This window comes from Tistlia consotensis USBA 355, assembly GCF_900177295.1.
GTDB lineage: Bacteria > Pseudomonadota > Alphaproteobacteria > Kiloniellales > DSM-21159 > Tistlia > Tistlia consotensis.
Genome location: NZ_FWZX01000037.1, coordinates 26,640 through 51,407, shown reverse-complemented (window position 1 = coordinate 51,407; position 24,768 = coordinate 26,640). Strand labels below are relative to the sequence as shown.

Annotated in this window: 24 protein-coding genes; 4 read left to right on the top strand and 20 right to left on the bottom strand. The window is 72.4% G+C overall.

Annotated elements, in window-relative coordinates; genetic code table 11:
• Positions 1-59 precede the first annotated feature (59 nt).
• The 8 genes from B9O00_RS28250 to B9O00_RS28215 form a co-directional block, all read right to left on the bottom strand.
• Positions 60-1,025 (bottom strand): AAA family ATPase, encoded by a 966-nt coding sequence (locus B9O00_RS28250; protein ID WP_235017220.1) that lies wholly within the window; start codon positions 1,023-1,025, stop codon positions 60-62.
• Positions 1,010-1,378 (bottom strand): YdbL family probable chaperone protein, encoded by a 369-nt coding sequence (locus B9O00_RS28245; protein WP_085126099.1) that lies wholly within the window; start codon positions 1,376-1,378, stop codon positions 1,010-1,012. The genes B9O00_RS28250 and B9O00_RS28245 overlap by 16 nt, the downstream gene beginning before the upstream one ends.
• Before the next feature lie 77 nt (positions 1,379-1,455).
• Positions 1,456-1,710 carry a YnbE family lipoprotein gene (locus B9O00_RS28240; RefSeq protein ID WP_085126074.1) on the bottom strand — a complete coding sequence of 85 codons (255 nt, stop codon included), beginning with the start codon at positions 1,708-1,710 and terminating at the stop codon, positions 1,456-1,458.
• A gap of 114 nt (positions 1,711-1,824) precedes the next feature.
• On the bottom strand, positions 1,825-5,148 hold the full coding sequence (locus B9O00_RS28235) for an intermembrane phospholipid transport YdbH family protein (RefSeq protein WP_085126072.1): 3,324 nt from the start codon (positions 5,146-5,148) through the stop codon (positions 1,825-1,827).
• Between the two features lie 140 nt (positions 5,149-5,288).
• The gene (locus B9O00_RS28230; RefSeq protein ID WP_085126070.1) at positions 5,289-6,083 is read right to left on the bottom strand and encodes an FAD binding domain-containing protein; all 795 of its coding nucleotides are present in this window, start codon (positions 6,081-6,083) and stop codon (positions 5,289-5,291) included.
• 13 nt (positions 6,084-6,096) lie between these two features.
• A complete protein-coding gene (locus B9O00_RS28225; protein ID WP_085126068.1) occupies positions 6,097-8,460 on the bottom strand; it encodes a xanthine dehydrogenase family protein molybdopterin-binding subunit in 2,364 nt (787 codons plus the stop codon).
• 4 nt (positions 8,461-8,464) lie between these two features.
• Positions 8,465-8,932 (bottom strand): (2Fe-2S)-binding protein, encoded by a 468-nt coding sequence (locus tag B9O00_RS28220; protein ID WP_085126067.1) that lies wholly within the window; start codon positions 8,930-8,932, stop codon positions 8,465-8,467.
• Between the two features lie 284 nt (positions 8,933-9,216).
• Positions 9,217-9,897: an SRPBCC family protein gene (locus tag B9O00_RS28215; protein WP_085126066.1), complete on the bottom strand. Its 681-nt coding sequence runs from the start codon at positions 9,895-9,897 to the stop codon at positions 9,217-9,219.
• A 392-nt stretch (positions 9,898-10,289) separates the two neighbouring features.
• Between B9O00_RS28215 and B9O00_RS28210 the strand changes: the two genes are divergently transcribed.
• Positions 10,290-11,612, top strand: coding sequence for an ArsB/NhaD family transporter (locus B9O00_RS28210; protein ID WP_200808690.1), 1,323 nt, complete (start codon positions 10,290-10,292; stop codon positions 11,610-11,612).
• 25 nt (positions 11,613-11,637) lie between these two features.
• Here the strand turns inward: B9O00_RS28210 and B9O00_RS28205 are convergent, their stop codons facing one another.
• The 4 genes from B9O00_RS28205 to B9O00_RS28190 form a co-directional block, all read right to left on the bottom strand.
• Complete coding sequence (locus B9O00_RS28205) at positions 11,638-12,378, bottom strand: ABC transporter permease (protein ID WP_085126064.1); 741 nt, start codon at positions 12,376-12,378, stop codon at positions 11,638-11,640.
• Entirely contained in the window at positions 12,378-13,142 is a 765-nt protein-coding gene (locus B9O00_RS28200) for an ABC transporter ATP-binding protein (RefSeq protein WP_085126063.1), read from the bottom strand. Before B9O00_RS28200 ends, B9O00_RS28205 begins: the two co-directional genes overlap by 1 nt.
• Complete coding sequence (locus B9O00_RS28195; protein ID WP_085126062.1) at positions 13,139-13,534, bottom strand: hypothetical protein; 396 nt, start codon at positions 13,532-13,534, stop codon at positions 13,139-13,141. The genes B9O00_RS28200 and B9O00_RS28195 overlap by 4 nt, the downstream gene beginning before the upstream one ends.
• Before the next feature lie 198 nt (positions 13,535-13,732).
• A complete protein-coding gene (locus tag B9O00_RS28190; protein WP_085126061.1) occupies positions 13,733-14,305 on the bottom strand; it encodes a hypothetical protein in 573 nt (190 codons plus the stop codon).
• Positions 14,306-14,389: 84 nt separating this feature from the next.
• On the opposite strand from B9O00_RS28190, the gene B9O00_RS28185 reads away from it, so the two are divergent.
• Positions 14,390-15,586: an acetoin utilization protein AcuC gene (locus B9O00_RS28185; protein ID WP_085126060.1), complete on the top strand. Its 1,197-nt coding sequence runs from the start codon at positions 14,390-14,392 to the stop codon at positions 15,584-15,586.
• Between the two features lie 41 nt (positions 15,587-15,627).
• Positions 15,628-16,122 (top strand): DUF192 domain-containing protein, encoded by a 495-nt coding sequence (locus tag B9O00_RS28180; protein ID WP_235017219.1) that lies wholly within the window; start codon positions 15,628-15,630, stop codon positions 16,120-16,122.
• Positions 16,123-16,126: 4 nt separating this feature from the next.
• Here B9O00_RS28180 and B9O00_RS28175 read toward each other — a convergent pair whose 3' ends face one another.
• The 6 genes from B9O00_RS28175 to B9O00_RS28150 form a co-directional block, all read right to left on the bottom strand.
• The gene (locus tag B9O00_RS28175; RefSeq protein ID WP_085126059.1) at positions 16,127-17,758 is read right to left on the bottom strand and encodes an alkaline phosphatase family protein; all 1,632 of its coding nucleotides are present in this window, start codon (positions 17,756-17,758) and stop codon (positions 16,127-16,129) included.
• A gap of 87 nt (positions 17,759-17,845) precedes the next feature.
• Entirely contained in the window at positions 17,846-18,406 is a 561-nt protein-coding gene (locus tag B9O00_RS28170) for a DUF3576 domain-containing protein (RefSeq protein ID WP_085126058.1), read from the bottom strand.
• A gap of 245 nt (positions 18,407-18,651) precedes the next feature.
• On the bottom strand, positions 18,652-20,040 hold the full coding sequence (locus tag B9O00_RS28165) for a sensor histidine kinase (protein WP_085126057.1): 1,389 nt from the start codon (positions 20,038-20,040) through the stop codon (positions 18,652-18,654).
• On the bottom strand, positions 20,027-20,704 hold the full coding sequence (locus tag B9O00_RS28160; RefSeq protein WP_085126056.1) for a winged helix-turn-helix domain-containing protein: 678 nt from the start codon (positions 20,702-20,704) through the stop codon (positions 20,027-20,029). Before B9O00_RS28160 ends, B9O00_RS28165 begins: the two co-directional genes overlap by 14 nt.
• Before the next feature lie 95 nt (positions 20,705-20,799).
• The gene (locus B9O00_RS28155; protein ID WP_085126055.1) at positions 20,800-21,153 is read right to left on the bottom strand and encodes a PepSY domain-containing protein; all 354 of its coding nucleotides are present in this window, start codon (positions 21,151-21,153) and stop codon (positions 20,800-20,802) included.
• Between the two features lie 120 nt (positions 21,154-21,273).
• Positions 21,274-22,038, bottom strand: a complete 765-nt coding sequence (locus B9O00_RS28150) for a COG4705 family protein (protein WP_085126054.1) — start codon at positions 22,036-22,038, stop codon at positions 21,274-21,276.
• 404 nt (positions 22,039-22,442) lie between these two features.
• On the opposite strand from B9O00_RS28150, the gene B9O00_RS28145 reads away from it, so the two are divergent.
• Positions 22,443-23,252 carry a COG4705 family protein gene (locus B9O00_RS28145; protein ID WP_085126053.1) on the top strand — a complete coding sequence of 270 codons (810 nt, stop codon included), beginning with the start codon at positions 22,443-22,445 and terminating at the stop codon, positions 23,250-23,252.
• 45 nt (positions 23,253-23,297) lie between these two features.
• Here the strand turns inward: B9O00_RS28145 and B9O00_RS28140 are convergent, their stop codons facing one another.
• A complete protein-coding gene (locus B9O00_RS28140) occupies positions 23,298-23,960 on the bottom strand; it encodes a class I SAM-dependent methyltransferase (RefSeq protein ID WP_085126052.1) in 663 nt (220 codons plus the stop codon).
• 84 nt (positions 23,961-24,044) lie between these two features.
• Positions 24,045-24,704 carry a TetR/AcrR family transcriptional regulator gene (locus tag B9O00_RS28135; RefSeq protein ID WP_085126051.1) on the bottom strand — a complete coding sequence of 220 codons (660 nt, stop codon included), beginning with the start codon at positions 24,702-24,704 and terminating at the stop codon, positions 24,045-24,047.
• Between the last annotated feature and the right edge of the window lie 64 nt (positions 24,705-24,768).

Genomic DNA, 24,768 nt, shown 5'->3' with positions numbered 1-24,768 from the left:
ATGACGGAGGAAGGGCAAGGATGACGCAGGAAGGGCGAGGACGACGAGAAGGCCCCGTCCTAGTCCGCCGGCTGGGCCGCCAGCTCCTTCTTGACCTCGTCGAGCAGGCGGGCGGCCTCGCTGCCCTGCACCTTGGCGATGTCGTCCTGGTACTTCAGCAGCACGCCGAGGGTGTCGTCGACCGCCGCGGGGTCGAGGGCGACCTTGTTGAGCTGGGTCAGGGCGTCGGCCCAGTCGATCGTCTCGGCGATGCCCGGCAGCTTGTAGAGGTCGAGGTGGCGCAGCTTCTGGATGAAGCCGACGATCTGGCGGCTGAGCTCGGCCGGCGTGCCCGGCGCCTTGACCTTGAGGATCGCCAGCTCCCGCTCGGCCGAGGGATAGCCGACCCAGTGGTAGAGGCAGCGGCGCTTCAGGGCGTCGTGGATCTCGCGGGTCCGGTTCGAGGTGATGATCACGATCGGCGGCTGCGGCGCCTTGATCGTGCCGAGCTCGGGGATCGTCACCTGGAAGTCGCTGAGCAGCTCCAGCAGGAAGGCCTCGAAGGGCTCGTCGGTGCGGTCGAGCTCGTCGATCAGCAGCACCGGCGGGCCGCCCTCGACGGCGGGCTCCAGGGCCTGCAGCAGCGGCCGCTCGATCAGGAACTCGGGGCCGAAGATGTCGCCGGCGATGGTCTCGCGGTCGCGGTCGCCGGCGACCTCGGCGAGGCGGATCTCGACCATCTGGCGCGGGTAGTTCCACTCGTAGACCGCGCTGGACAGGTCCAGGCCCTCGTAGCACTGCAGGCGGATCAGGCGCCGGTTCAGGGTCTCGGCCAGGACCTTGGCGATCTCGGTCTTGCCGGTGCCGGCCTCGCCCTCGAGGAACAGCGGCCGGCCGAGCTTGAGCGCCAGGAACAGCACGGTCGCCAGCGAGCGCTCGCCGACGTAGCGGCCCTCGGCGAGCAGCGCCAGGACCTCGTCGACCGAGCCGGTGCCGGCCGTCCCGGCCTCCGCGACGGCGGCGCCGCCCGTCACTTCTGTACCCACTGACCGTTCTCCCGCTTGACCCAGCTGCCGGCCGGCGCCTTGTTGATCAGCTCCTGGGCGTAGATCTTGGCGACCGCCTCGACCGGCACGCCCTGCTCGGCGGCCCGCTTCTCGTAGACCTGCTTGCGCTTGGCGTTGATCGAGGCGACGGCCCCGGCGGCGCTGCCGCTGCGCGCCTCCATGTAGCCGTCCCAGCGCTCGCCGGCGGCACCGGAGGTCAGCAGCGCTTCGGGGGTCTGCGCCCAGGCGACGCTCGGCCGGAGGAAGCCGGGGCCCAGGAGGCTGGGGCCGGCCAGGGTGGCGGTCAGCGCGGCCGCGCTCAGGGCGGCGACGAAGAGGCGTCGGCTCATCATGGCGTTCACCTGTCTGTTTCCTGCGTCTCGGTCAAGGGTGCGGCTCGCCGCGGACGAAAGGGCTGGCATCGCCGGCGCTAGAAGATCGCCGGGTTCTTGTCGATGTCCTCGCGCGCCCGCTTCTCCAGGCGCACCCGCACGTCGGCGTCGAGCTTGATGTTGAGGTTGATGGTGATCGGCTCCTTCGGCGCCTCGACCCGCACGGTCGGCTCGCAGGCGGCGACGCCGAGCAGCGCCGCGGCGGCCAGCGCCCCGCCGGCCAGCTGCAGGGCGCGGGTCGCGGCGCGGCGGCGGGAGGGCGCGGCGTCCGGTCGGAGGATGTGCTGCGTCATGGCTCTACTCGCGAAGTGGCGGCCGGCCCGGTCGGCGGCGCGGCCTCATGGCTAGCATAGCGGCCGGCCCCCGACCAGGGCGGCGGCCGGCCGGCGGGGTTGCGGCGGCCCGCGCTACTGCTTGCGCCGACGTTTCGTGCGCGGCTTCAACAGCCGTTGAACGAGCCGGTCGGAGATTTCCGTTCCCTGGGCCAGCGCCTGGAGCAGCGGTGCCACGTCGCTGGTCAGGTTGATGTTGAGCACGAAGGGCTGGCCGTTCATGACGTCCGGGTTCCGGCCTTCCAGCCTCAGGAACACCTTGCTCTCGCCCTCGGCCGGCTTGTCGAGGCTGAGTCGCAGGACCTTGTAGTGGAAGTTCTCCAGCGCCTGCAGCATCAGGTCGACCGACTGGCCGCTGCCTTCGAGGGCCTTGCGCGCCGCCGCCGACTTGAAGGCGATGACCCCGGGCTCGAGTGCGCCGAGCGCGCCCTGCTCGACGACGATCGCGCCCTTCTCGATGCGCAGCGGGATGCGGCCGCTGAGCTGGCCGCTGCCCGAGACGCCCTCGACGTCGGCGACCGCGAGCAGGCGCTCGAGGTCGATCCTGTCGAGCTGGAGGACCAGGTCGTAGCGGCCCGATGCCGGGTCGAGGACGGCCTGGTCGAGCGCGACGCCGCCACCGAGCAGGTCGGCGTGCGCCTGCTCGATCACCAGCTGCGAAGCGCTCCCGACCCGGCGCAGCGCCAGCGTGCCCTTCAGGTCGGTCAGCGGCGTGCCGACGTCGATCCGCGCGATCGAGAAGGGCTGGCCGGCCGGGCTCGTCGGCGGCGTCAGGGAGTCGAGCGCCAGCGACAGGTCGAGGCCCTCGACCTCGGCGCCCGCCGAGGTGAAGCCGAGTCCCTCGAGCCTGACCCGGCCGCCGCCGGTGACGCCCTGGCCGGTCTTCAGGTTGAGTTCGGCCGAGAGGCTGCCGACGGCCTGCTTGAGCGAGGCCAGTGCCGGGCTCAGGTCGCCGGGCTGCGGCCCGCCGGCCGCGAAGGTCAGGGGCGCCAGGGTGACCTTGGCGCTGCCGCTGTCCCTGCCCAGGTCCTGGCGGCCGCTCGCCTTCACCGAGAGGGCGCCGGCGAGCCCCCGGGCGGCGGCGCTCCAGGTCGCGAGCCCGTCCGCGAGCGTGGCCTCGGCCGTCGCGTCGAGCGGCGGGAAGAGCGCCGGATCCTCGGTCGAGACCAGGCGGCCGCCGCTCAGGGTCAGGCGGTCGCCCTCGGCCGCGAGCTCGGCGCTCAGCGTGCCGTCGTGCAGCGCCAGCGCGGCCTGCGGCTCGGCCAGCTCGAGGCCCGTGGCCCGGGCGGTGCCCTGCAGCGCGCCGCCCTGCGGCAGGGTCAGGTCGAGGCTCAGCCGGCCGGCCGAGACGGTCAGTGGATCGCCGCTGCCGGCCGGGACGAGGGTCGCGGGCGCCAGCGCCGCCTCGGCGGTGAGTCGCGTCTGCCGGGCGCCGAGCGTGAGCCGGGCGCTGCCGAGCGACAGTGCCAGCTTGTCGAGGGCGGCCGGGCCGCCGGCCAGCTTGGCGAGGCTCAGGCTGCCCGGATCGCTCAGGCCGAGGGTCAGCGCCTGGTCCTTCCAGGCGAGATCGAGCGGCAGCTCGGCCGAGAGGTCGGCGGTCCCGGCCACGCCGAGCGCCAGGCCGTCGAGCTCGGCCGCCAGCGTCGCCTCGCCCTGCGCGTCGCGGGACGCGCCCTCGAAGCGGCCCTTCAGGGACAGCGAGCGCAGCAGGCCGTAGGGCGTCGGCAGCGCGCTGGCGGTCAGCGCCGGGACCTCGACCTGGCTGGCCAGCAGGACGCCCCGGGGCGAGAGCTCGGCCGTGCCGTCCAGCGCGGCGTTCGCCCGCGCGTCGCCGGCCGAGAGCGCGAGGCGGCGGGGCAGGGTGAGCTGCCAGCGGTCCTGGCCGAGGACGAGGCGCGCCTCGGGCTCGCTGTCCTGACCGACGGTCAGGTCGATCGGCCGGGCGAGCAGCGGCTGCCAGCCAGGGGCCAGGGCCTGCGCCGTCTCCGGCGCGACCGACAGGCCCTCGAGCCGGGCCGGCGCCTGCAGGGCGACGCTGCGGTTCGCCAGGTCGAGGACGAGCGACGCCTGGCCCCGTTCGAGGCTGCCGAACCCCGGGGCCGACAGCCTGTCCGCTGCAAGGTCGAGGGCCAGGCTGCCGCCGGCCCGCTCGGGCAGCCTGGCGAGCTGGCGGGGCAGCGAGAGCTCGCCCTTGAGCGCCGCCTCGAGGCTGCCGCCGGCGTGCGGCGCGACGGTCGCCGCCAGGTCGAGGTCGAGCTGCGGCAGCGGCTCGCCGAGGCGCAGCACCATCGGCGCGTGGCCCGGCGTGTCGAGCGTCAGGTCGGCGCCGCCGGCCAGGGTCGCGGCGACGGCCGGCGGCAGCCCGAGGCGCTGCAGCCAGGCCGGGTCGAGCGTCTCTGCCGAGGCCTTGGCCGGGCGCAGCCTGAGGTGCCGCTGGTCGCCGAGCTGGGCGATGTCGGCGCCGCTCCTCAGCGTGACGCCCGAGGCCCGGCCGGGCAGCGCCAGGCCGTCGAGGTCGAGCGACAGGTCGAAGCCGCCGAGCGCGGCCGGGTCGAGCAGCAGCTCGGCGAGGTCGCCGGCGGCCAGGGCCTTCGCGGCGGCGCGGCCGTCGGCGCGCAGCGCGATGCGGCCGTCGCTCGGCCGCGCCGCCGGGGGCAGGGTGGCGAGCTCGGCGAGCAGCGGCGCATCGCCGTCGAGATCGAGGGAGAACAGCACCTCCGGCGCCGCGGCGGGCCGCTCCAGCCTGGCGTCGGCCTGGATCGAGACCGGCGGGCCCTCGCTGCTGGTCAGGCTGAGGGTCGCGTTGCTGCCGACCACCGCGTCGGGCCGGTAGAGGCCGTCGAGCTTGCCGGCGAGGCGCAGCGGCCCTTCCAGGGTCCTCAGGCTGACCGCGAGGCGCCGGGCCGGCCCGTCGTCGCCGGGCGCCGGCCGCAGGCTGCCGGCCAGCGCCAGGCGCAGCGGGCCGCGGCTGGTCTTCAGGTCGAGCTCGGCGTCCGTCAGCTCGACCGGCGGCAGGACCGGCAGGGCGAGGCCCTGGCCGCCACCGGCGCCGCCGCCGAAAGCCTCCTGCAGCCGGCCCAGCGGCCGCCCGGCGGTGAGGTCGGCCGAGAGCGCGAGGCCGGAGAGCGTGACCCCCTCGAGGCGGCCGCCGCCGATCAGCGCCGGCAGGTCATAGGAGAGGGCGATGCGCCCGGCGCTGAGGCCCTCGAGCCTGAGATCGTCGAGCTCGGCGCCGCCCGTGTCGAGCCGCACGATCCGCCCCGAGCCCTCGAGGGCGCGCGCGCCGAGCCACTGGGCCAGGGCCCAGTTGGCGAGCGGCAGGCGGAACAGCCAGAAGCCCAGCGCGAGCAGCAGGCAGGCGCCGAGGACGGCGGACAGGATCAGTGACAGGCGGCGCATGGCCCAAGGTTAATACAATCGCCGTGGCCCAAAAGAGGCGGCGGAAAACGACGAAGGCCGGAAACGACAAAGGCCGGGCTGCGGCCCGGCCTTTGCGCTTGCCGCGGCATTCGGCCGCGACGGGAACGGCAGACGGGCGGTCAGCCGGCGGCCGCGAGCGCCCGCCGGGCCATGACGCCGATCAGGTGGGCCCGATACTCGGCCGAGGCGTGGATGTCGCTGTTCAGGCCGTCGGGGCCGTGCGTCAGGTTCTTGATCGCGTCGGCCGACCAGTTCGCCGAGAGCGCCTGCTCGGCCTCGGTCCAGCGGAACGCGCTGGCCCCGGCACCGGTCACCGCGACCCGGACGCCGCCGGCGGTCTTGGCGACCATGACGCCGACGATCGGGTAGCGCGAGGCCGGGTTGGCGAACTTCGCGTAGCCGGCCTTCTCGGGCACCGGGAAGGACACCGAGACGACCAGCTCGTTCTCGTCGAGCGCCGTCTCGAACAGGCCCTTGAAGAAGTCGCCGCCGGCGATCTCGCGCTTGTTGGTCTTGACCGTGGCGCCGAGGCCGACGACGGCCGCCGGGTAGTCGGCGGCCGGGTCGGCGTTGGCGATCGAGCCGCCGATCGTGCCGCGGTGGCGGACCTGGGCGTCGCCGATGTCGCTGGCGAGGTGGGCGAGGGCCGGGATCCTGGCCTTGACCACGCTCGAGTCGGCGACGTCGCCGTGCGGCGTCATGGCGCCGACGACAACGGCGCCGCCGGCCTCGGAGATGCCCTTGAGCTCCTTGATCCCCGAGAGGTCGATCAGGTCGCTCGGCTGGGCGAGGCGCTGCTTCAGGGTCGGCAGCAGGGTGTGGCCGCCGGCGAGGATCTTGCCGTCCTCGGCACCGGCCAGCAGCTTCGCCGCCTCCTCCAGCGAGGAAGGACGGTGGTAGGTGAAGTCGTACATGGTGCGTCCTCCCTTACTCGGCGGCCACGCGGAGCTTGGCCTGGGCGGCGCGCCAGACCTTCTCCGGGGTCGCCGGCATGTCGATCTCGACGCCGAGCGCGTCGGTGATCGCGTTCATCAGAGCCGCCGGGGAAGCGATCGCGCCGGCCTCGCCGCAGCCCTTCACCCCGAGCGGGTTGTGGGTGCAGGCCGAGGTCGTCGTCTCGACCCGGAAGGTCGGGAAGTTGTCGGCCCGCGGCATGGCGTAGTCCATGTAGCTGCCGGTCAGCAGCTGCCCGGAATCGCGGTCGTAGACCGTGTGCTCGAGCAGCGCCTGGCCGACGCCCTGGGCGATGCCGCCGTGGACCTGTCCTTCGACGATCATCGGGTTGATGACGTTGCCGAAGTCGTCGACCGCGACCCAGTCGGCGATCGTCGTGATGCCGGTGTCGGGGTCGATCTCGACCTCGGCGATGTGCACGCCCGAGGGATAGGTGAAGTTGAGCGGGTCGTAGAATGCGGTCTCGTCCAGGCCCGGCTCGACCCCTTCGGGGTAGTTGTGCGGCACGTAGGCGGTGAAGGCGATCTCGGCCATGGCCTTGGACTTGTCGGTGCCGGCGACCGTGAACTGGCCGTTGGCGAACTCGACGTCACCCTCGCTCGCCTCCATCAGGTGGGCGGCGATCTTCTTGCCCTTGGCGATGATCTTGTCGCAGGCCTTGACGATCGCCGAGCCGCCGACCGCCAGCGAGCGCGAGCCGTAGGTGCCCATGCCCATCGGGATGCGCCCGGTGTCGCCGTGCACGATCTCGACGTTCTCGTAGGGGATGCCGAGCTTCTCCGAGACCAGCTGGGCGAAGGTCGTCTCGTGCCCCTGGCCGTGGGAATGGGCGCCGGTCATCACCGCGACCGTGCCGGTGGCGTTGAAGCGCACCGTCGCCGATTCCCAGAGGCCGACGCCGGCGCCGAGCGAGCCGACCACCGCCGAGGGCGCGATGCCGCAGGCCTCGATGTAGGCCGACAGGCCGATGCCGCGCAGCTTGCCCCTGGCCTCAGAGGCCGCCTTGCGCGCCCCGAAGCCCTTATAGTCGATCATCGAGAGGGCCTTGTCGAGCGACGGCTCGTAGTCGCCGATGTCGTACATCAGTGCGACCGGCGTCTGGTAGGGGAACTGGTCCGGCTTGATGAAGTTGAGCCGGCGCAGCTCGGCCGGGTCGCGGCCGGTCTCGCGGGCCGCGATCTCGACCAGCCGCTCGACGACGTAGGTCGCCTCGGGACGGCCGGCACCGCGGTAGGCGTCGACCGGCGCCGTGTTGGTGAAGACCGCCTTGACGTTGGCGTAGACCACCGGCGTCGTGTACTGGCCGGCGAGCAGCGTCGCGTAGAGGTAGCTCGGCACACTGGTCGCGAAGCTCGACAGATAGGCGCCCATGTTGGCCGTAGTGTCGACCTTCATGCCCAGGAACCTGCCGTCGGCGTCGAGCGCCAGCTCGCAGTGGGTGACGTGGTCGCGGCCGTGGCAGTCGGACAGGAAGGCCTCGCCGCGCTCGGCGGTCCACTTGACCGGCCGGCCGCCGATCTTCTTCGAGGCCCAGGTGCAGGCCGTCTCCTCGGCGTAGGCGAAGATCTTCGAGCCGAAGCCGCCGCCGACGTCGGGCGCGATGACCCGGACCCTGGACTCGGGCAGGCCGAGCACGAAGGCGCAGAGGATCAGGCGCAGCAGGTGCGGGTTCTGGCTGGTCGAGTAGATCGTGTACTCGTCGGTGCCCGAATCCCACTCGCCGATCGCCGCGCGCGGCTCCATGGCGTTGGGCACCAGGCGGTTGTTGATCAGGTCGAGCTTGGTGACGTGGGCCGCCTTGGCGAAAGCCGCGTCGGCTGCCGCCTTGTCGCCGAGCTCCCAGTCGTAGCAGAGGTTCTCGGGCGCGGCCTCGTGGATCTGCTGGCTGCTGCGCGCCTGCATCGGGTCGACGACCGCCGGCAGCTCCTCGTAGTCGACCTGGATCAGCTCCGCGGCGTCCTTGGCCTCGGCGGCCGACTCGGCGATGACCATGGCGACGTGGTCGCCGACGTAGCGCACCGCGTCGCGGACCAGCGGAAAGTGCGGCGGCGCCTTGTGCGGCTGGCCGTGCTTGTCGGTGACGACCCAGCCGCAGGGCAGCGAGCCGACGCCGTCGGCCTCCATGTCCTTGCCGGTGAAGACGGCGACGACGCCCGGTGCCGTCTCGGCCGCGGAGGTGTCGATGCCCGTCACCCGGGCGTGGGCGACCGGCGCCCGCAGGAAGTAGGCGTAGGCCTGGCCGTGACGGTTGATGTCGTCGGTGTAGCGGCCCTTGCCCGTCAGGAAGCGCTTGTCCTCGCGCCGCGTCGTGCGGCTGCCAATTCCGGAGTCCGCCATCTCGTCACCCCCTCATCGACTGCGCCGCGGCCTGGATGGCCTTGACGATGTTGTGATAGCCCGTGCAGCGGCAGATGTTGCCCTGCAGCCACTCGCGGATCTCGCGGTCGCTCGGGTCGGGGTTGTGCTTCAGCAGGTCGACCGCGCTCATCACCATGCCCGGCGTGCAGAAGCCGCACTGCAGGCCGTGATGCTCCTTGAAGGCGGCCTGCATCGGATGCAGCTCGCCGTCCTGGGCAAGGCCCTCGATGGTGGTCACGGTGGCGCCGTCGGCCTGGGCGGCCAGCATGGTGCAGGATTTCACCGACGTGCCGTCGACATGCACGACGCAGGCGCCGCACTGGCTGGTGTCGCAGCCGACATGGGTGCCGGTCAGGCTCAGATGCTCCCGAAGGAACTGGACGAGCAGCGTGCGCGGCTCGACCTCCTTCGAGACCTGCTTGCCATTGACCGTCATGGAAACGGTGAGCATGCCTCTCCCTCCTGATGCGCTGGCCGCCGGTCACCGATCCACGACAGACGTGGCCCGGCGGCTCGTGGTTCTTGGCAGGTCGGGCGAGAGGAGGAACAGACCGGGCGAAAGCCGCCCGCTCGGTGCCGTCCCCTGCACCGCAATTCGACCGCTGCGGGCAGTGTGGTCCGTGGGTGTGACGCGGTCAAGGCCGGCCGACGGACCACGCTGCGACCCGAAAGCACGGAGCTTTCAATGACTTGTTTGCAGGCCGATGGCGTTTCCGTGACAGCCGGGTGGAGATCTCAGCCGAGCGCGAAGATGACCAGCAGGATCGCGACGATGGCGATCAGGACCGAGATCCAGGCGATCGGCGACAGCCCCTTCTTCGCCGGGGCCGGGGCCGGGGCAGGCGCCGGAGCAGGTGCCGGCGCTGGGGCCGCAGCCGGCGCTTCCGTCGCCGCCGCGGCCGGCGCGGGAGCCGGGGCGGGCTCCGCAGCCGCCGCGGCCGGAGCCGGCGCTGCCGCCGCGGCCTCGCCGCCGGCGCCTTCGACGATCTCGCGGAACTTGGCGAAGAACTCGTCGGCGTACTTCTTGGCGGTCGAATCGATCAGGCGCGCGCCGATCTGCGCGATCTTGCCGCTGACCTTGGCCTCGACCTCGTAGCCGAGCGTCGTGGCGCCGCCCTCGGCGTCGGCCAGCCGCACCTTGGCGCCGCCGCTCGCCATGCCGGCGGCGCCGCCCTTGCCGCTGCCGGAGATCGTGTAGCTCTCCGCCTCGACGATGTCGCTCAGCGTCACCGAGCCGTTGAACTTGGCGCTGACCGGCCCGACCTTGGCGCGCACCGTCGCCTCGAACTGGTTGTCGCCGCCCTTCTCCAGGCTCTCGCAGCCGGGAATGCAGGCCTTGAGCACCTCGGGGTCGTTGAGCGCCTGCCAGACCTTCTCGCGCGGTGCCTCGATCCGATACTCGCCCGACATCTGCATGGCTCACCCCTCCTTGGTGTCGCGGTGCCTCGATCCTGTCGACCGGAGCTTTGCCGCAAAGCCTAACGGCTTGCGGCGCTTTCGCCAATTGCAGCCGGCGCCGGGCAGGGGCGGCCGCGCGATGGATGACAGAAAGCATGCCGTGGTATAGGTCTGACGCCGCTTGCGCGGCCGTTCCGCCGGGATTTCCTCCGGCGGAGCTCCTCCACAGTCGGCGACGACGCCCCTGCCGAAACGGCGGAACTCGGGCACCGGCGCTGCGGCCGGGTGCCGGCGGCGCGGCCGTCGTGCGATCCGGGGGCGGGGGGCCGCGCATCGGGGGCCGGCGGCGACCGGCGAGCAACGGCAGGGAACGAGGTAGAGCGGCGATGGGCGAAACAGGGACGGCAGGCGTGATCTTCGGGCTGGATCCGGCGTGGGTCGCGACCGGGCTGCTGGTGATCATCTACGTGTTCATCATCGCCGAGCGGCTCAACCGCTCGATCATCGCCCTGCTCGGCGCCGGCCTGATGATCGTCACCGGCGTGCTCAATCAGCAGCAGGCGATCAAGGGCATCGACTTCAACACCATCGCGCTGCTGACCGGCATGATGGTCCTGGTCTCGATCGCCCGCCAGAGCGGCATGTTCGAGTACCTCGCCATCCGCTCGGCCAAGCTCGGCCGGGCCAAGCCCTGGCTGATGATGCTGATCCTCTCGGCGACGACCGCCGTGCTGTCGGCCTGCCTGGACAACGTCACGACGGTGCTGCTGATCGCGCCGGTGACCCTGGCGGTGACGCGCCAGCTCGGCGTGCCGCCCTATCCCTTCCTGTTCGCCGAGATCATGGCCTCCAACATCGGCGGCACGGCGACCCTGATCGGCGATCCGCCGAACATCATCATCGGCTCGGCGACGGGCCTCGGCTTCAACGCCTTCATCCTGAACGTGGCGCCGGTCATCGTGCTGATCCTGGCCGTCCAGCTGGTGACGACCCACCTGTTCTGGGGCCGCAAGATGCACGCCGAGCCGCAGGCGCGCGCCGCCGTCATGGCGCTCGACGAGCGGGCGGCGATCACCGACCGGCCGCTGCTGATCTACTCGCTGATCGTCATCGGCGGCGTGCTGACCAGCTTCGTGCTGGCCAAGACGCTCGACCTGGAGCCGGGCACCATCGCGCTGTTCGGCGCCGCCGTGCTGATGCTGCTGCACAACATCGAGCACCACCGCGAGATCGAGAAGCAGCACGAGAAGGTCACCGCGACCTTCGGCGAGGTCGACTGGATCACGATCTTCTTCTTCGTCGGCCTGTTCGTCGTGGTCCACGGCCTCGAGGTGACCGGCGTGCTGGCCTACCTGTCGAAGGAGCTGGTCCGCGCGACCGGCGGCGACTTCGCGCTGACCACCTACGTCGTGCTGTGGTCCTCGGCGATCCTCTCGGCGATCGTCGACAACATCCCCTACGTCGCGACCATGATCCCGCTGATCAAGTCGATGGGGGCGGATTTCGGCGGCCCCGACAAGCTGATGCCGCTGTGGTGGGCGCTGTCGCTGGGCGGCTGCCTGGGCGGCAACGGCTCGCTGATCGGCGCCTCGGCCAACCTGACGGTCGCCGGCATCGCCGAGCGCAACGGCATCCGCTTCGGCTTTTGGGCCTACACCAAGTATGCCTTCGGCCTGATGCTGATCCACGTCGCCATGGCCAACGTCTATATCTGGCTGCGCTTCCTCAGCTGACCGGGCGCGATCCCCGCGCCGGGGATCACCCCTCCGGCTGCCAGGCGGTGAGGTGGCGGCCCAGGCGGTCGACGGCGAAGTAGAGCGCGACGGCGATCAGCGCCAGCACCAGCAGCGCGGCGAAGACCAGGTCGACCTGCAGGCGCGCGTTGGCGTTGAGCATCAGGTGGCCGAGGCCGGCCGAGGAGCCGACCCATTCGCCGACCACGGCGCCGATCGGCGCCACCGCCGTCGCGACGCGGAGGCCCGAGAAGAAGGCCGGCAGCGCCGCCGGGATGCGGATGTGCAGGAAGCTGCGCCAGGGCTTCGCGTCCATCGAGCGGGCGAGATCGAGCCAGCCGGGATCGCAGCGCCTGAGGCCGTCGTAGAAGGCGGCGGTCACCGGGAAATAGATGATCAGGGTCGCCATCGCGACCTTGCTCCACAGGCCGTAGCCGAACCACAGCACCAGCAGCGGCGCCAGGGCGAAGACCGGGATCGCCTGGCTGACCACCAGCACCGGCAGCAGCCAGCGGCGCAGCGGCGCCAGGGCGCTGAGCGCCAGCGCCGAGCCGGCGCCGAGCAGCAGGCCGCAGGCGAGGCCGAGCAGGATCTCGCCGAGCGTCACGCCGGCGTTGCGCAGCAGCACCGGCCAGCGTGCGACGGCGGTCTCCAGCACCAGCAGCGGCCCGGGCAGCAGGTAGGGCGGGATCGCCGTCGCCCAGACGAAGAGCTGCCAGGCCAGCAGCAGGCCGAGCATCACCAGGAGCGGGCGCAGGACCGCCATCACGCGTCCCTGGCCGCGGTCAGGCGGCGCAGCAGCTCGGCCTGCAGGTCGAGCAGGCCGCGCTCGGCGGGATCGGCCGGGTCGCGCGGCGGCGTGCCGGCCGGCTCGATCGCCGCGCCGAGCAGCGCCGGCCGGCCGGCCAGCACGCGGATCTCGTGGCCGAGCCGGAGCGCCTCCAGCGGATCGTGGGTCACCAGCAGCACCGTGCGCCCGGCCAGCAGGCGGGCCGCCAGCTCCTGCAGGGCGAAGCGGGTGATCGCGTCGAGCGCCGAGAAGGGCTCGTCCATCAGCACGACCGGCTTGTCCTCCATCAGGGTGCGGGCGAGGGCGGTGCGCTGGCGCATGCCGCCGGACAGGGCCGCCGGCCGGTCGGCGGCGCGCTCGGCCAGGCCGACCTCGGCGAGCAGCGCCAGGGCGCGCTCGCGCCGCGGCGGCCGGCCGCGCAGACGGTCGCCGAGCAGGACGTTGTCGAGCACCGAGAGCCAGGGCAGCAGCAGGTCGCGCTGGGCCATGTAGGCGACCCGGCCGGCCAGGCTGCGGCCGTCCTCGTCGACGACCTCGCCCTCGGCGCCGTGGGCGAGGCCGGCGATCAGGCGCAGCAGGCTCGACTTGCCCACGCCGGAGGGGCCGAGCAGGCAGGAGGTGCGGCCGGCCGGCAGCACCAGCGACAGGCGGTCGAACAGCAGGGTGCCGCCGAAGGCGAGGTGCGCGCCCTCGACCCGCACCGCCGGGGCGGCGGCGGCGAGCTCCGTCGCCGGGGTCATGGCGCGGCCTTCGGCCGGATGTGCGCCCGGACGAACCACTCGGGCAGGCTCAAGGCGTCCGTATCGTTGCGGTCGACGACCTGGCAGCGGCAGGGATTCGTCGCCTCGTAGCGCCGGCAGTCGTCCTTCGCCGTGTCCTCGAGCAGCTTCATGTGCTTCTCGTCGCCGCTACGCCGCGGCTCGGCGCGGTCGTAGTAGTAGGCGTAGCCGTACCAGTCGATCTGGTCGAGCGAGGTCTTGTCCCAGTTGACGCAGGCGGCGATCACCTTGTCGCCCTTCAGGCCGGGGTAGGGATTGACCTTGCCGATCGACCAGCGCGCGTTGTCGGTCGCGGTCTCGACGCCGGTCTTCAGGATCTCGGCCATCAGCATGTGATAGAGCGCGGCGCGCACCTGCTGCGCGGGGTCGGCGACCGGCTCCGCGGCGCGGGCCGCCGCGGGTGCGAGCAGGACAGTCAGGACGAGGACGGCGAGCCCCCGCCGTCGCGGGGACGACGAAAGAGAGCGGAGTCGGAGCAAGGCGCGCACGCGCCAAGGGATGCCGCCTCGGCGGACGCCGGTCCAGCCCTATTCTCGGGGCCCGGGCCTGCCTCAGAAGCGGCCGTACTCCTTCATGAAGCTCTCCGGCACCTCCAGCACGTCGCGGTCGTCGACGTCGAGCAGCTGGCAGCCGCAGTCGCGGCCGGCGTAGGCGTGGCGGCAGTCGTCGAGGGTGCGCGCCTTCAGGGCCTCGAGCTGCTCCGTCGAGACGGTCGCGCCGTAGCGGTAGGCGAAGCCGCCCCAGTTGACCCGGTCGAGCGTGGTCTTCGGCCAGTTGACGCAGACCGCCAGGGCCTTGCCGGAGGTCACGCTGGGATAGGGATTGACCTCGCCGACGGCGCTGCCGCCGGCCTGGGTCTGCTGGCGGATGCCGGTGCGCAGCACCTCGGCCATCAGGCGGTGGTACATCAGCGCGGTGACCTGCCGCTCGGCGTCGCTCTGGGCGCTCTTCGGCGCCTGGGCGGGCTTGGCCGGCAGGAGCGGCGTCACCGGCTGGACCGGCTGCACCGGCTGGACCTCGACCGGCTTGACGGTCTGGGCCGCGGCCCGGCCGGCCGGGCCGAGTCCGGCGAGGGCCGCGGCGGCGAGGCAGAGCGCGAGGGTGGCGGGCAGGCGGCGGGGCATCGATCGGGGTCTCCCTTTTCCGCGACCGCGGACGGTCCAGATTGCAGAAGGATAGCAGTGCTGCCAGGAAGATGCGGCAAGACCATGGAGGGTTCCCAGATCCCGCTTCCGGCCCCGACTCCGGCCCTCGACCGGCCGCTGCTGATCGGCAGCGAGATCTACCGGCGCTCGACCTACGGCAGCCGCCATCCGCTGGCGATCCCGCGGGTCTCGACGGCGCTTGACCTCTGCCGGGCGCTCGGCTGGGTCGCTGAGGGGCGCTACCTCGACAGCCCGCGCGCGACGCCGGCCGAGCTCGCCCGCTTCCACGCGCCGGCCTACGTCGCCGCGGTCCAGGCCGCCGAGGCCGGGCAGGCGGTCTCGGAGGAGGCCAAGGCGCGCTTCAACATCGGCGTCAACGGCAACCCGGTGTTCCCGGAGATCTTCCGCCGCCCGGCGACGGCCTGCGGCGCCTCGATCCAGGCCGGCCGGCTGCTCGCCGCCCTGCCGCCGGACCATGGCCCGGCGACGATCTACAGCCCGGCCGGCGGCACCCACCACGGCCGGCCGGACCGGGCCAGCGGCTTCTGCTACTTCAACGATCCCGTGCTGGCGATCCTCGCCCTGCTCGACGGTGGCCTCGAGCGGATCTTCTACCTGGACCTCGACGCCCACCACGGCGACGGCGTGCAGGACGCCTTCCATGACGACCCCCGGGTCTTCACCCTCTCGATCCACGAGGCCGGGCGCTGGCCGATGAAGCCGCGCGAGCCCGGCGGCCCCGGCGGCCTGGCGGACCGCGCCGGCGGCCCCGAGGGCGGTTGGGCGGCTCGCAACCTGCCGGTGCCGCCCGGCTTCAACGACAGCGAGCTGGCCTTCCTCGTCGAGGCCGCGGTGCTGCCGCTGATCGAGGCCTTCGAGCCCGAGGCCCTGGTCGTGCAGTGCGGCGCCGACGCCCTGGAGGACGATCCCTTGAGCCGCCTCTCGCTGTCCAACCTGGCGCTCTGGCGGGCCGTCGCGACGGTGCTGCCGACGGCGCCGCGGCGCCTGGTCACCGGTGGCGGCGGCTACAATCCCTGGTCGGTCGGCCGCGCCTGGGCCGGGGTCTGGGCGACGGTCAACGGCTTTGCGATCCCCGAGCGCCTGCCGGCCGAGGCCGAGGCTCTGCTGCGCGCCCTGAGCTGGCGCCACAGCCGTGGCCGCAACCCGCCCGAGCGCTGGTTCACGACCCTCGCCGACCCGCCGCGCCCCGGCGCGATCCGCGACGAGATCCGGGCGATGGCGCGGGCCGTGCTGGCCTGAGGGCCGGTGCTGCGACCGATTCGGCTGCGGCACTCGCCATCTTGCCCGCCGTCGCGGGCTGCGGCATGGTCGGCGCCATGCTGTCCCGCCTGCTGCTCGTCCTCGCCCTGACGGTCCTGCCGCTCGCCGCCGCGCCGGCCCAGGAGGCCGTCGAGTTCGGCAAGGGCGAGGCGACCGTGGTGACCCGGGACGGCGAGCACCATCCCTTCCACGTCGAGCTGGCGACGACCGCGCCGCAGATGGCGCGCGGCCTGATGTTCCGCAAGGAGCTGGCGCCCGATGCCGGCATGCTCTTCGTCCTGCCCTCGGCGCAGATGACCGCCTTCTGGATGAAGAACACCCTGATCCCGCTCGACATGCTGTTCATCGCCGAGGACGGCCGGGTCGTGCGCATCGCCGAGCGCACGACGCCGATGAGCACCGAGAGCATCTCCTCGCGCCGGCCGGTCATCGCCGTGCTCGAGCTGCCCGGCGGCACCGCCGAGCGCCTCGGCATCGGCACCGGCGCCAAGGTCGAGAGCAAGGCGCTGCCCTGACCTTCTAGAGCGGCACGCCGCTGCCGAGGCGCCGCGCCTCCGCGACCTCCTCCTCGTCCCAGTAGCCGATCAGGATGCCGGCCGGCACTTCGCGGTCCGTCGCCCGGGCGATCTCGGCGTCGGAGAGGGTGATGCGGCTCGCGCCCTGGAGCGCCCAGTCCGAGAGGCAGGCGTGCAGCCGCGCCCGCTGGTCGGCGAAGGCCGGGTCGGCACCGAGGTCGCGGAACTCGTCCGGGTCGCTCTCCAGGTCGAAGAGCAGCGGCCGGAAGCCCCGGGCGTGGACGTACTTCCAGCGCCCGTCGAAGACCATCCAGAGCCGCGCGTCGGAGATCGGCACGCCGAGGTCCGTGCGCGCCCGGCGCATCGCATAGTCGTACTCGCTGACCACGAAGGGCCGGGCCGGCGCCGAGCCGTCGTCGCGCAGCAGCGGCAGCAGCGAGCGGCCCTCCAGCACGTGCGGCTTCGCCGCGCCGCCGAAGAACTCGAGGAAGGTCGGTGCCAGGTCGATCGACTCGACCAGGCGGTCCGAGACGCTGCCGCGGGTCGCGTCGGCGGCCGGGGAGGGGTCGACGACGATCAGCGGGATCCTGACCGAGCACTCGTGGAACAGCTCCTTCTCGCCGAGCCAGTGGTCGCCCAGGTAGTCGCCGTGGTCCGAGGTGAAGACGATCAGCGTCCTCTCCCAGAGGCCGCGCCGCTTCAGGAAGGCGAAGAGGCGGCCGAGCTCGTCGTCGATCTGGCGGATCAGCCCCATGTAGGCCGGGATCACCCGCTCGCGCACGCCCTGGCGGGCGAAGGCGCGGCTGAAGCGCTCCTCCAGGTAGCGGGCGTAGACCGGGTGCGGGTCGCGGCGCTCGGCCTCGTCGCGCACGACCGGCAGCACGTGGCGGGCGTCGTAGAGCGCGTGGTACGGCGCCGGCGCGATGTAGGGCCAGTGCGGCTTGATGTAGGAGAGATGCAGGCACCAGGGCCGCTCGTCGGCGCCGGCCTGCTCGATGAAGGCCATGGCGCGGTCGGTCATGTAGGCCGTCTCGGAGTGCTCGGCCTTCACCCGCGCCGGCTTGTCGGCATGCTCCAGCAGCCAGCCGGACAGCAGCTCGCCGTCCGGTCCCTCGGCCGAGTTCGCCCAGTCCTCCCAGGGATTGTCGCCCTGGTAGCCGAGCGCGCGCAGCCAGCGGTCGTAGGGCGGGTCCGGGTCGTAGGGCCCGTCGGGATGCAGGCCGTCGTCGCGCTCGAAGGGCTCGAAGCCGCACTGGGCGATGCGCACCCCGAGGTCGGAGGCGGGGTCGATGCCGAGCCGAGCCATGCCGGCCAGGTCGGCCTTCATGTGGGTCTTGCCGACCAGCACGTTGCGCACGCCGAGCTCGGCCAGGTGGTCGCCCAGGGTCGGCTCGCCGACGCGCAGCGGGACCTTGTTCCAGCTCGAGCCGTGCGAGCGGACGTAGCGGCCGGTGTAGAAGGACATGCGCGACGGGCCGCAGATCGGCGACTGCACGTAGGCCCGCTCGAAGCGGACGCCGCGCGCCGCCAGGGCATCGATGTTGGGCGTCTCGAGGTGCGGGTGGCCGGTGCAGCCCAGGTAGTCGAAGCGCAGCTGGTCGCACATGATCCACAGCACGTTGCGCTCGCCGGTCATGCCGCCTCCCCGAGGTTCGTTCCGCGACGGGTCGGCGGCATGTAGCGCGTTTGCCGCGGGGACGGCAACGGCCGATCGGCTGGGGCCTCAGCCCCGGCGGGCGTCGCGGAGCTGGCGGGCCTTCGCCAGAATTGCGGTCTCCAGCTCGCGGTCCGCGTTCTGCGCCGCCGGCACGCTCTTCCAGGCACCGCCCGCCTCGCGGACCTGGCGGAACACGGACACCCGGACGGCGGCGCCGTCGAGATCGCCGCCCTGGAGGACGACGTCGACCTTGCGCCTCACGTCGGGCTGGTCCGGCGCGGCGTACCACTCGGTGATGATGACCCCGCCGGCGGGGTCGGCCGAGGCCAGGGGCAGGGACGACAGGCTGTCGAGCGAGGCCTGCCAGAGGAAGCCGTCGACGCCCTTCTCGGCACCCTCGCTCCCGCCCTTGCCGAGGAGGCCGGACAGGGCCAGGCCGTCCGCGCCGGGCGGCCGGTCCGACTGCTCGTAGGTCGCCCCTCTCCGGTGCGGCCTGGAGTGCGGATAGGCGGTGTTCGGGTCGGCCGACGAGCAGGCGGCGAGGCCGGCGGCGAGCAGCAGCGCCGCGAGGCCCTGCCACGGCAGGGACTTGCGGCGGCCGGAGCTTTCGGAGTGATGGGACATCATGGCAGTGTTGGCCTCTGATCGAATGAGAGATCGGGCGCCGTCGAGGCGTCGCCCCGCGGTCGATTCCTAGAATAGGAAGGCCATGAATGGTCGATCGGTGAAATCGTTCGGCCCGAACGCTTTCTTACGAATAAGTATATCGACGGTAAATACATGACTGTGGTGACCGGTGTGACGCGCGATCTCCTCGTCCGCTGTCCGGCCGGACGGGATCCGTGCCTGCCCCGAGGTCCTGACGCCGGCCGTCAGGGCGCCCCGGCTTCCGGAAAGCGCAGCACGACCTTCAGGCCGGGACGGTTGTCGCCGACGGTGATCTCGATGCCGTGGAGCGCGGCGACGGCGCCGACCAGGGACAGGCCGAGGCCGCTGCCCGGCGTGCTGCGGCTGGTCTCCAGGCGGTAGAAGCGGCGGAACACCTTCTCGCGCTCGGCCGCCGGAATGCCGGGGCCGTCGTCCGAGACCTCGGCGAGGAGGTCTGTGCCGTCGCGCGCCAGGGCGAGCTCGATCCGCGTGCCGGCAGGCGTGTGGCGCAGGGCGTTCTCGATCAGGTTGACGAAGAGCTGGGTCAGCAGCTCGCGGTCGCCGCGCAGCCCGATCCCCGGCTCGATGCGGGCGGCCAGGCTGCGGTCGAGGTCCTCGGCGACCGGCGCGTAGGTCATCGCGAGCTGGTCGAGCAGCGCCGAGAGGTCGAGCTCGGCGAAGTTGGCGCGGCGCGAGCCCGATTCGATCTGGGCGATGCGCAGCAGCGCGCTGAAGGTGGCGAGGGCGGTGTTGGCCTGCTCCAGGGCGTCGGAAACCGCCGCCTCGTAGTCCTCCCGGCTCGCGGTTTCTTCCTGCTGCACGGCCTCCAGGCGCTGCTTGAGGCGGCTGAGCGGCGTGCGCAGGTCGTGGGCGATGTCGTTCGAGACCTGCTTCAGGCCCTCCATCGAGGCCTCCAGGCGGTCGAGCATCTCGTTGAGGTTGCGGCCCAGCTCCTCGAGCTCGTCGCCGCTGCCCCCGGTCTGGATCCGCTCCGAGAGATGGCCGCCCATGATCACGCGGATCGCCCGGTTGAGCTCGTCGATGCGCCGCAGGAAGCCCTGGCTGAGCAGCACGCCGCCGAGCAGCGCGAGCATCAGCCCGGCGGCGGCGGCCCAGGCGAAGGCCCGCACGATCGCCTCCTGGGCCTCGGTCATGCGGAAGGTGTCGAGCGCGACGCTCAGCAGCCGGCCGTCGTCGAGCCGGCGGGCCAGCACCAGCAGCACCGTCTCGGGCTCGTCGGGGGCGCCCGGGCGGTCGCGCTCGGTGAGAGCCTCGGGCAGCACCAGGCGCTGCAGGCCCGGCTCCTCGGGCAGCTTCGGCAGGTCGCCGGCGATCTGGCGGCCGCCCGCGTCCTGCAAGGCGTAGTAGAAGGGCTGGGCACCGTTGCTGGCGATGCGCCGGGCGATCTCCGGCGCCAGGCCGCCGCTGCCGCCGGCGACCTCCTGCAGGGCCGCCAGCTCGCTGTCGAGCGACAGCCGCAGCTGCTCGCGCAGCGAGTCGGTCGCGATCCAGTAGACGATGCCGAACAGCAGCCCGGTCGAGAGGCCGAACAGCAGGGCGTAGAGGGCGGCCAGCCGGAAGCTGCCGGTGCGCAGGACCCTAGGTATCGTCACCGAAGCGGTATCCCGAGCCGCGCACCGTGTGGATCAGCGGCTGGTCGAAGCCCTGGTCGACCTTGCCGCGCAGGCGGCTGATGTGGGTCTCGACCACCGTCGTCTGCGGGTCGAAGTGGAACTCCCAGACGTTCTCCAGGAGCATCGTGCGTGTGACCACCCGGCCGGCCTGGCGCATCAGGTACTCCAGCAGCTTGAACTCCTGGGGCTGCAGGTCGATGCGCCGGCCGGCCCGGGTCACGCGGCGCTTCAGCAGGTCGAGCTCCAGGTCGGCGACCTGCAGCAGGGTCTTCTCCTCAGACGGCGGCGGCCGCCGGGCCAGGGCGTTGACCCGGGCGAGCAGCTCGGCGAAGGCGAAGGGCTTGACCAGGTAGTCGTCACCGCCGGCCTCCAGGCCCTCGACCCGGTCGTCGATGCCGCCCAGCGTGGTCAGGAACAGCACCGGCGCCTTGACCCCCGCACCGCGGATCGTCTTGACCAGCCCCAGGCCGTCCAGGCTCGGCAGCATGCGGTCGACGATCAGCACGTCGTAGGGCTCGCTGGCCGCCAGCATCAGGCCGTCGCGGCCGTCCGCGGCATGGTCGACGACGTGGCCGTGCTGCTTCAGGCTCTTGACGACGTGCGCTGCCGTGGCGGCGTCGTCTTCGATGAGCAGGAGTTTCATCGCGGGTCCGCTCCTCGGTGCCGGACGACCATAGCGCCGGGCAGGCCGGCTGTCGCGGGGGCCCCGGCGCGCGTGCCGGAGCCCCCGGCGCAGGATCAGTCGTCGTCCTCGCGCTCCTCGTCGCCGCCGCTCTTCGCGGCGGTCACCGCCAGCACCTTGCCGCTGTCGGGCGAGACCAGCACCAGCCGCGCGCCGTCGGCCTCGGCGATCGTCACCGCGTAGGCGCTCCCGCCGGCGTGGGGCTCGAGCGCCGCCTCCATCGCCTTGCCGCCGGTCTGCCGCTCGGCGGCGGCGACGGCCTGGGACAGGGAGGTCTTCGCCGAGAGGATCGTCTGGATCTCCTGGCGGTCGCCGGCCTCGTGCTTGCCGCTTTCCGCCTGGGCGAGGCCGGCCGCCCCGACGGCGAGCGCCGTCGCCATCACGACGGGAACGAGCTTGGAACGGAACATTGCCATCTCCTTGGCTGTGGCCGGGCCGCCGAAGGCGCGGCCCGATGCTGCAGATCTGATGCCTGGGCCTTGGCGTCGCTTCGCCGGTCCCTTACCCCTCGGTAAGGCGACGCCCGGCGGCTAATGGGATCCGGCGGCTGTCGCCGCGCGCTGCGGCAGCAGCGCGATGCAGCCGAGGATGAAGACCGCGAGCACGGCCGAGGCCAGCGGCCGGCTCAGCGACAGCCCGCCGTGACTGAGCGGCTTGTCGAGGAAGTCGCCGACCGTGGCGCCGAGCGGCCGGGTCAGGATGAAGGCGGCCCAGAACAGGAAGACGCGGGAGACGCTGGTCCGGTAGCAGGCGGCGACCAGGACGGCCAGGCCGGCACCGAAGACCAGGGCACCGCCGGCGTAGCCGAGGCCGGTGGTGTCGGCCGTCCAGTCGCCGAGCGCCGTGCCCAGGGTCTGGGAGAAGGTGATGGCCGCCCAGTAGAAGGCCTCGACCCTGGCGGTCCTCACGCTCTCGACCGAGATCGAGCCCTGGGACCGGTACCAGAGGCCGAGCGTCGCCAGCAGCAAGGCCAGCAGCAGCGCGGAGCCGCCGGTGTAGCCGATGCCCAGCGAGCGGTCCGCCAAGTCGGCCATCGTCGTGCCGAAGGTGGTCGAGGCGACGATGGTCGCCCAATAGAGGAACGGGCGGTAGCGGTCGGCGACGATCTGGGCGCCGACCAGCGCCACCAGCACGACCAGGAACAGGGCGGTGCCGGCCAGGTAGCCCCAGTTCATGGTCATGGTGACGGTATCGCCCCCGGTCTCGCCCAGGGTCGTGGCGGCGATCTTGATGATCCAGAAGGCGAGGGTGACCTGCGGGACCTTGGTGAGACAGTCCTCGACGTGACGACTCATGCTGACCTCTCGGTTGTCGTGCTGTGGCTCGCTGGCGACGGCCGTCCGAAGCGACGCGAAGCTCCCTGGCGGCCCGAATGTCCGGACCGGTCGGCGGCTCCGTGATCGGATGACGGCGTGGTCCCCGCGCGCTTCCGGTAGCGGCGCCGCGCGGGGCCCCGGAGGCGACATAAGGCCGGCGGCTTTGGCGGCGCTTTGACGAAGTCTTACGGATCGTTGAGGAGCGCGCGCGCCGCTCGGCCGGCCTCGCCCGCACCCGCGAGGGGCGCGCGGCCTTACCGATCGGTAAGGCCGCCGAAAGACGCTCCCGAGGTCGCTTGCCCTATTCAGGGCTCCAGGCCGACGCCGCGGCCGGTGCCTGGGTTCCCGGGGCCGCATCCCTTTCGACGGAACGGAGATTCGCGATGAGCACGATTGCAAGCGCCAAGGCCGGAGGCGCCGGCCTGGCCGTCGTCCGCAACCGGGTGCCGAAGGTCACGGTCGACTTCTGGCTGGTCAAGCTGCTGGCCGTCACGGTCGGGGAGACCGCGGCCGATTTCCTGGCCGACAAGCTCGGCCTCGGCCTGTCGAACACCTCCTGGATCCTGTGCGGCGTGCTGGGGGCCGCGCTGCTCCTGCAGTTCCGCCAGAAACGCTACGTGCCGTGGATCTACTGGGTGACCGTGGTGCTGGTCAGCGTCGTCGGGACCCTGGTCTCCGACAACCTGGTCGACAACCTGGGGATCGGCCTCGAGACCACGACGGTCGCCTTCGGCCTCGCCCTGGCGGTGACCTTCTCGGCCTGGTACGCGGCCGAGCGGACGCTGTCGATCCACACGATCTACACGAATTCGCGCGAAGCCTTCTACTGGCTGGCGATCCTCTTCACCTTCGCGCTGGGCACCTCGGCCGGCGACCTGCTGTCGGAGAGCCTCGGCCTCGGCTACCTGCAGGCCGGCCTGATCTACGGCGCGGTCATCGCGGTCGTCGCCTTCGCCTACTACGCCCTCGGGATGAACGGCATCCTGGCCTTCTGGCTGGCCTACATCCTGACCCGGCCGATGGGCGCCTCGTTCGGCGACCTGCTGTCGCAGCCGACGGCCGACGGCGGCCTGGGGCTGGGCACGGTGCTCACCAGCCTCGTCTTCCTGGCCGGCATCGCGGCCATCATCGTCTACATGACGCTGAGCCACGACGGCGACGAGACCGCCGCCGGGCCCGGCCGGCGCGGTTGACCTGCGCGAGAGGAGGCCGTGCCCCCGGGATCGGGCGCGGCCGCCTCAGCGCTTCCGCAGCAGGGTCAGGCCGTCGCCGATCGGCACCAGCGAGAGGCTCCAGCGGGGATCGTCCCTGAGCGCGGCGTTGAGCCGGCGGATCGCGACGGTGTCCTCGCTCTTGTCGCCCGTGTCGACGACCGCGCCGCCCCACAGCACATTGTCGATGCCGAGCAGGCCGCCGCTGCGCAGCAGCGTGTGGCAGAGCTCGACGTAGCCCTGGTAGCCGGTCTTGTCGGCATCGACGAAGGCGAAGTCGTAGCTGCCGCTCTCGCCGGCCTCGATGGCCTGGTCCAGGCTGTCGAGGCCGGGGCCGATGCGCAGGTCGACGCGCTCGGCGACGCCGGCCTTCTGCCAGTAGCGGCGGGCGACCGCCGTGTAGTCCTCCGAGACGTCGCAGCAGGTCAGGCGCCCCTCCGGTCCCATGGCCAGCGCCACGGCCAGGGAGGAGTAGCCGGTGAAGGTGCCGACCTCGAGGTAGCGGCGCGCGCCGATCAGCTCGGCCAGCAGGGCCATCAGCTGGCCCTGCTCGGGCGAGATCTGCATGCCGCCGCCGGGCATCGTCGCGGTCTCCTCGCGCAGCTCCGCCAGGATCGCCGGCTCGCGCAGCGAGGTCTCGATGATGTAGTCGTAGAGGGCGTCGTCGACCTCGATGGTCTTGCGCGACATGGGCAGCGCTCCTGTTCGGCTGTGGTCGTTCCGAAGAGATGGGGGCGGGACGGCGCGGCCGCACCCGCAGGATGGCGGCCCTGCCTACTCCGGACCGCAGACCGTGTCGACCAGGGCCTCGACGACGGCGGCCAGCTCGTCGGGCGGCGTGCCGATGCGGGCGCGCAGGGCCAGGGTGTGGACCGTCGCGGCGGCCAGGCGGCCGAGCGCGGCCGGGTCGCTGCCGGGGCGGACCTCGCCGCGCGCGGCGCCGCGCTCGATCAGCCTGGCGAAGCCGGCGTCGCTGCTGCGCATCGAGGCCAGCAGCTGCTCGCGCACCGCCGGCTCGGTCGCGGCCTCGGTGACCGCCGTGCCGATCAGGTAGCAGCCGCGCGGGCCTTCGTCGCCGGACAGCCAGATCGCCAGCAGGGCGTCGCAGATCGCGCGCAGCGCCTGGCGCAGTGGCCGGCCGTCGGTGAAGGCCTCGGCGACCGCCGCGTTGCTCTTCGCCCGGTAGCGCTCCAGGGTCTTGAGGTAGAGCGCGCGCTTGTCGCCGAAGGCATTGTAGAGGCTGGGCCGGTTCATGCCCGTGGCGGCGCTCAGCTCGTCCAGCGAGGTCGCCGCGTAGCCGCGCTTCCAGAAGGTCTCCTGCGCCTTGTCCAGCGCGACCTCGGGGTCGTAGGCCGGCGGCCGGCCGCGGCCGCGTCGCGGCGCTTGCAGGCGCGCTCCGGGAAGGGGCGGCGGGCCCTTCTTTTTTTGTACCATTTCGCATTCAAATCCTTGACCGCCCCTAATTTATGCGACACGGTACATAAATACAAACCCCCAA

Excerpts from the sequence above, each read along its gene's own strand:
- B9O00_RS28240 (WP_085126074.1), bottom strand. The coding sequence starts at position 1,710 with ATGACGCAGCACATCCTCCGACCGGACGCCGCGCCCTCCCGCCGCCGC.
- B9O00_RS28170 (WP_085126058.1), bottom strand. The coding sequence starts at position 18,406 with ATGATGTCCCATCACTCCGAAAGCTCCGGCCGCCGCAAGTCCCTGCCG.
- B9O00_RS28140 (WP_085126052.1), bottom strand. The coding sequence starts at position 23,960 with ATGTCGCGCAAGACCATCGAGGTCGACGACGCCCTCTACGACTACATC.
- B9O00_RS28215 (WP_085126066.1), bottom strand. The coding sequence starts at position 9,897 with ATGCAGATGTCGGGCGAGTATCGGATCGAGGCACCGCGCGAGAAGGTC.
- B9O00_RS28155 (WP_085126055.1), bottom strand. The coding sequence starts at position 21,153 with ATGTTCCGTTCCAAGCTCGTTCCCGTCGTGATGGCGACGGCGCTCGCC.
- B9O00_RS28245 (WP_085126099.1), bottom strand. The coding sequence starts at position 1,378 with ATGATGAGCCGACGCCTCTTCGTCGCCGCCCTGAGCGCGGCCGCGCTG.
- B9O00_RS28200 (WP_085126063.1), bottom strand. The coding sequence starts at position 13,142 with ATGACCCCGGCGACGGAGCTCGCCGCCGCCGCCCCGGCGGTGCGGGTC.
- B9O00_RS28190 (WP_085126061.1), bottom strand. The coding sequence starts at position 14,305 with ATGCCCCGCCGCCTGCCCGCCACCCTCGCGCTCTGCCTCGCCGCCGCG.
- B9O00_RS28150 (WP_085126054.1), bottom strand. The coding sequence starts at position 22,038 with ATGAGTCGTCACGTCGAGGACTGTCTCACCAAGGTCCCGCAGGTCACC.
- B9O00_RS28185 (WP_085126060.1), top strand. The coding sequence starts at position 14,390 with ATGGAGGGTTCCCAGATCCCGCTTCCGGCCCCGACTCCGGCCCTCGAC.
- B9O00_RS28135 (WP_085126051.1), bottom strand. The coding sequence starts at position 24,704 with ATGGTACAAAAAAAGAAGGGCCCGCCGCCCCTTCCCGGAGCGCGCCTG.
- B9O00_RS28160 (WP_085126056.1), bottom strand. The coding sequence starts at position 20,704 with ATGAAACTCCTGCTCATCGAAGACGACGCCGCCACGGCAGCGCACGTC.
- B9O00_RS28205 (WP_085126064.1), bottom strand. The coding sequence starts at position 12,378 with ATGGCGGTCCTGCGCCCGCTCCTGGTGATGCTCGGCCTGCTGCTGGCC.
- B9O00_RS28235 (WP_085126072.1), bottom strand. The coding sequence starts at position 5,148 with ATGCGCCGCCTGTCACTGATCCTGTCCGCCGTCCTCGGCGCCTGCCTG.
- B9O00_RS28175 (WP_085126059.1), bottom strand. The coding sequence starts at position 17,758 with ATGACCGGCGAGCGCAACGTGCTGTGGATCATGTGCGACCAGCTGCGC.
- B9O00_RS28145 (WP_085126053.1), top strand. The coding sequence starts at position 22,443 with ATGAGCACGATTGCAAGCGCCAAGGCCGGAGGCGCCGGCCTGGCCGTC.
- B9O00_RS28220 (WP_085126067.1), bottom strand. The coding sequence starts at position 8,932 with ATGCTCACCGTTTCCATGACGGTCAATGGCAAGCAGGTCTCGAAGGAG.
- B9O00_RS28230 (WP_085126070.1), bottom strand. The coding sequence starts at position 6,083 with ATGTACGACTTCACCTACCACCGTCCTTCCTCGCTGGAGGAGGCGGCG.
- B9O00_RS28225 (WP_085126068.1), bottom strand. The coding sequence starts at position 8,460 with ATGGCGGACTCCGGAATTGGCAGCCGCACGACGCGGCGCGAGGACAAG.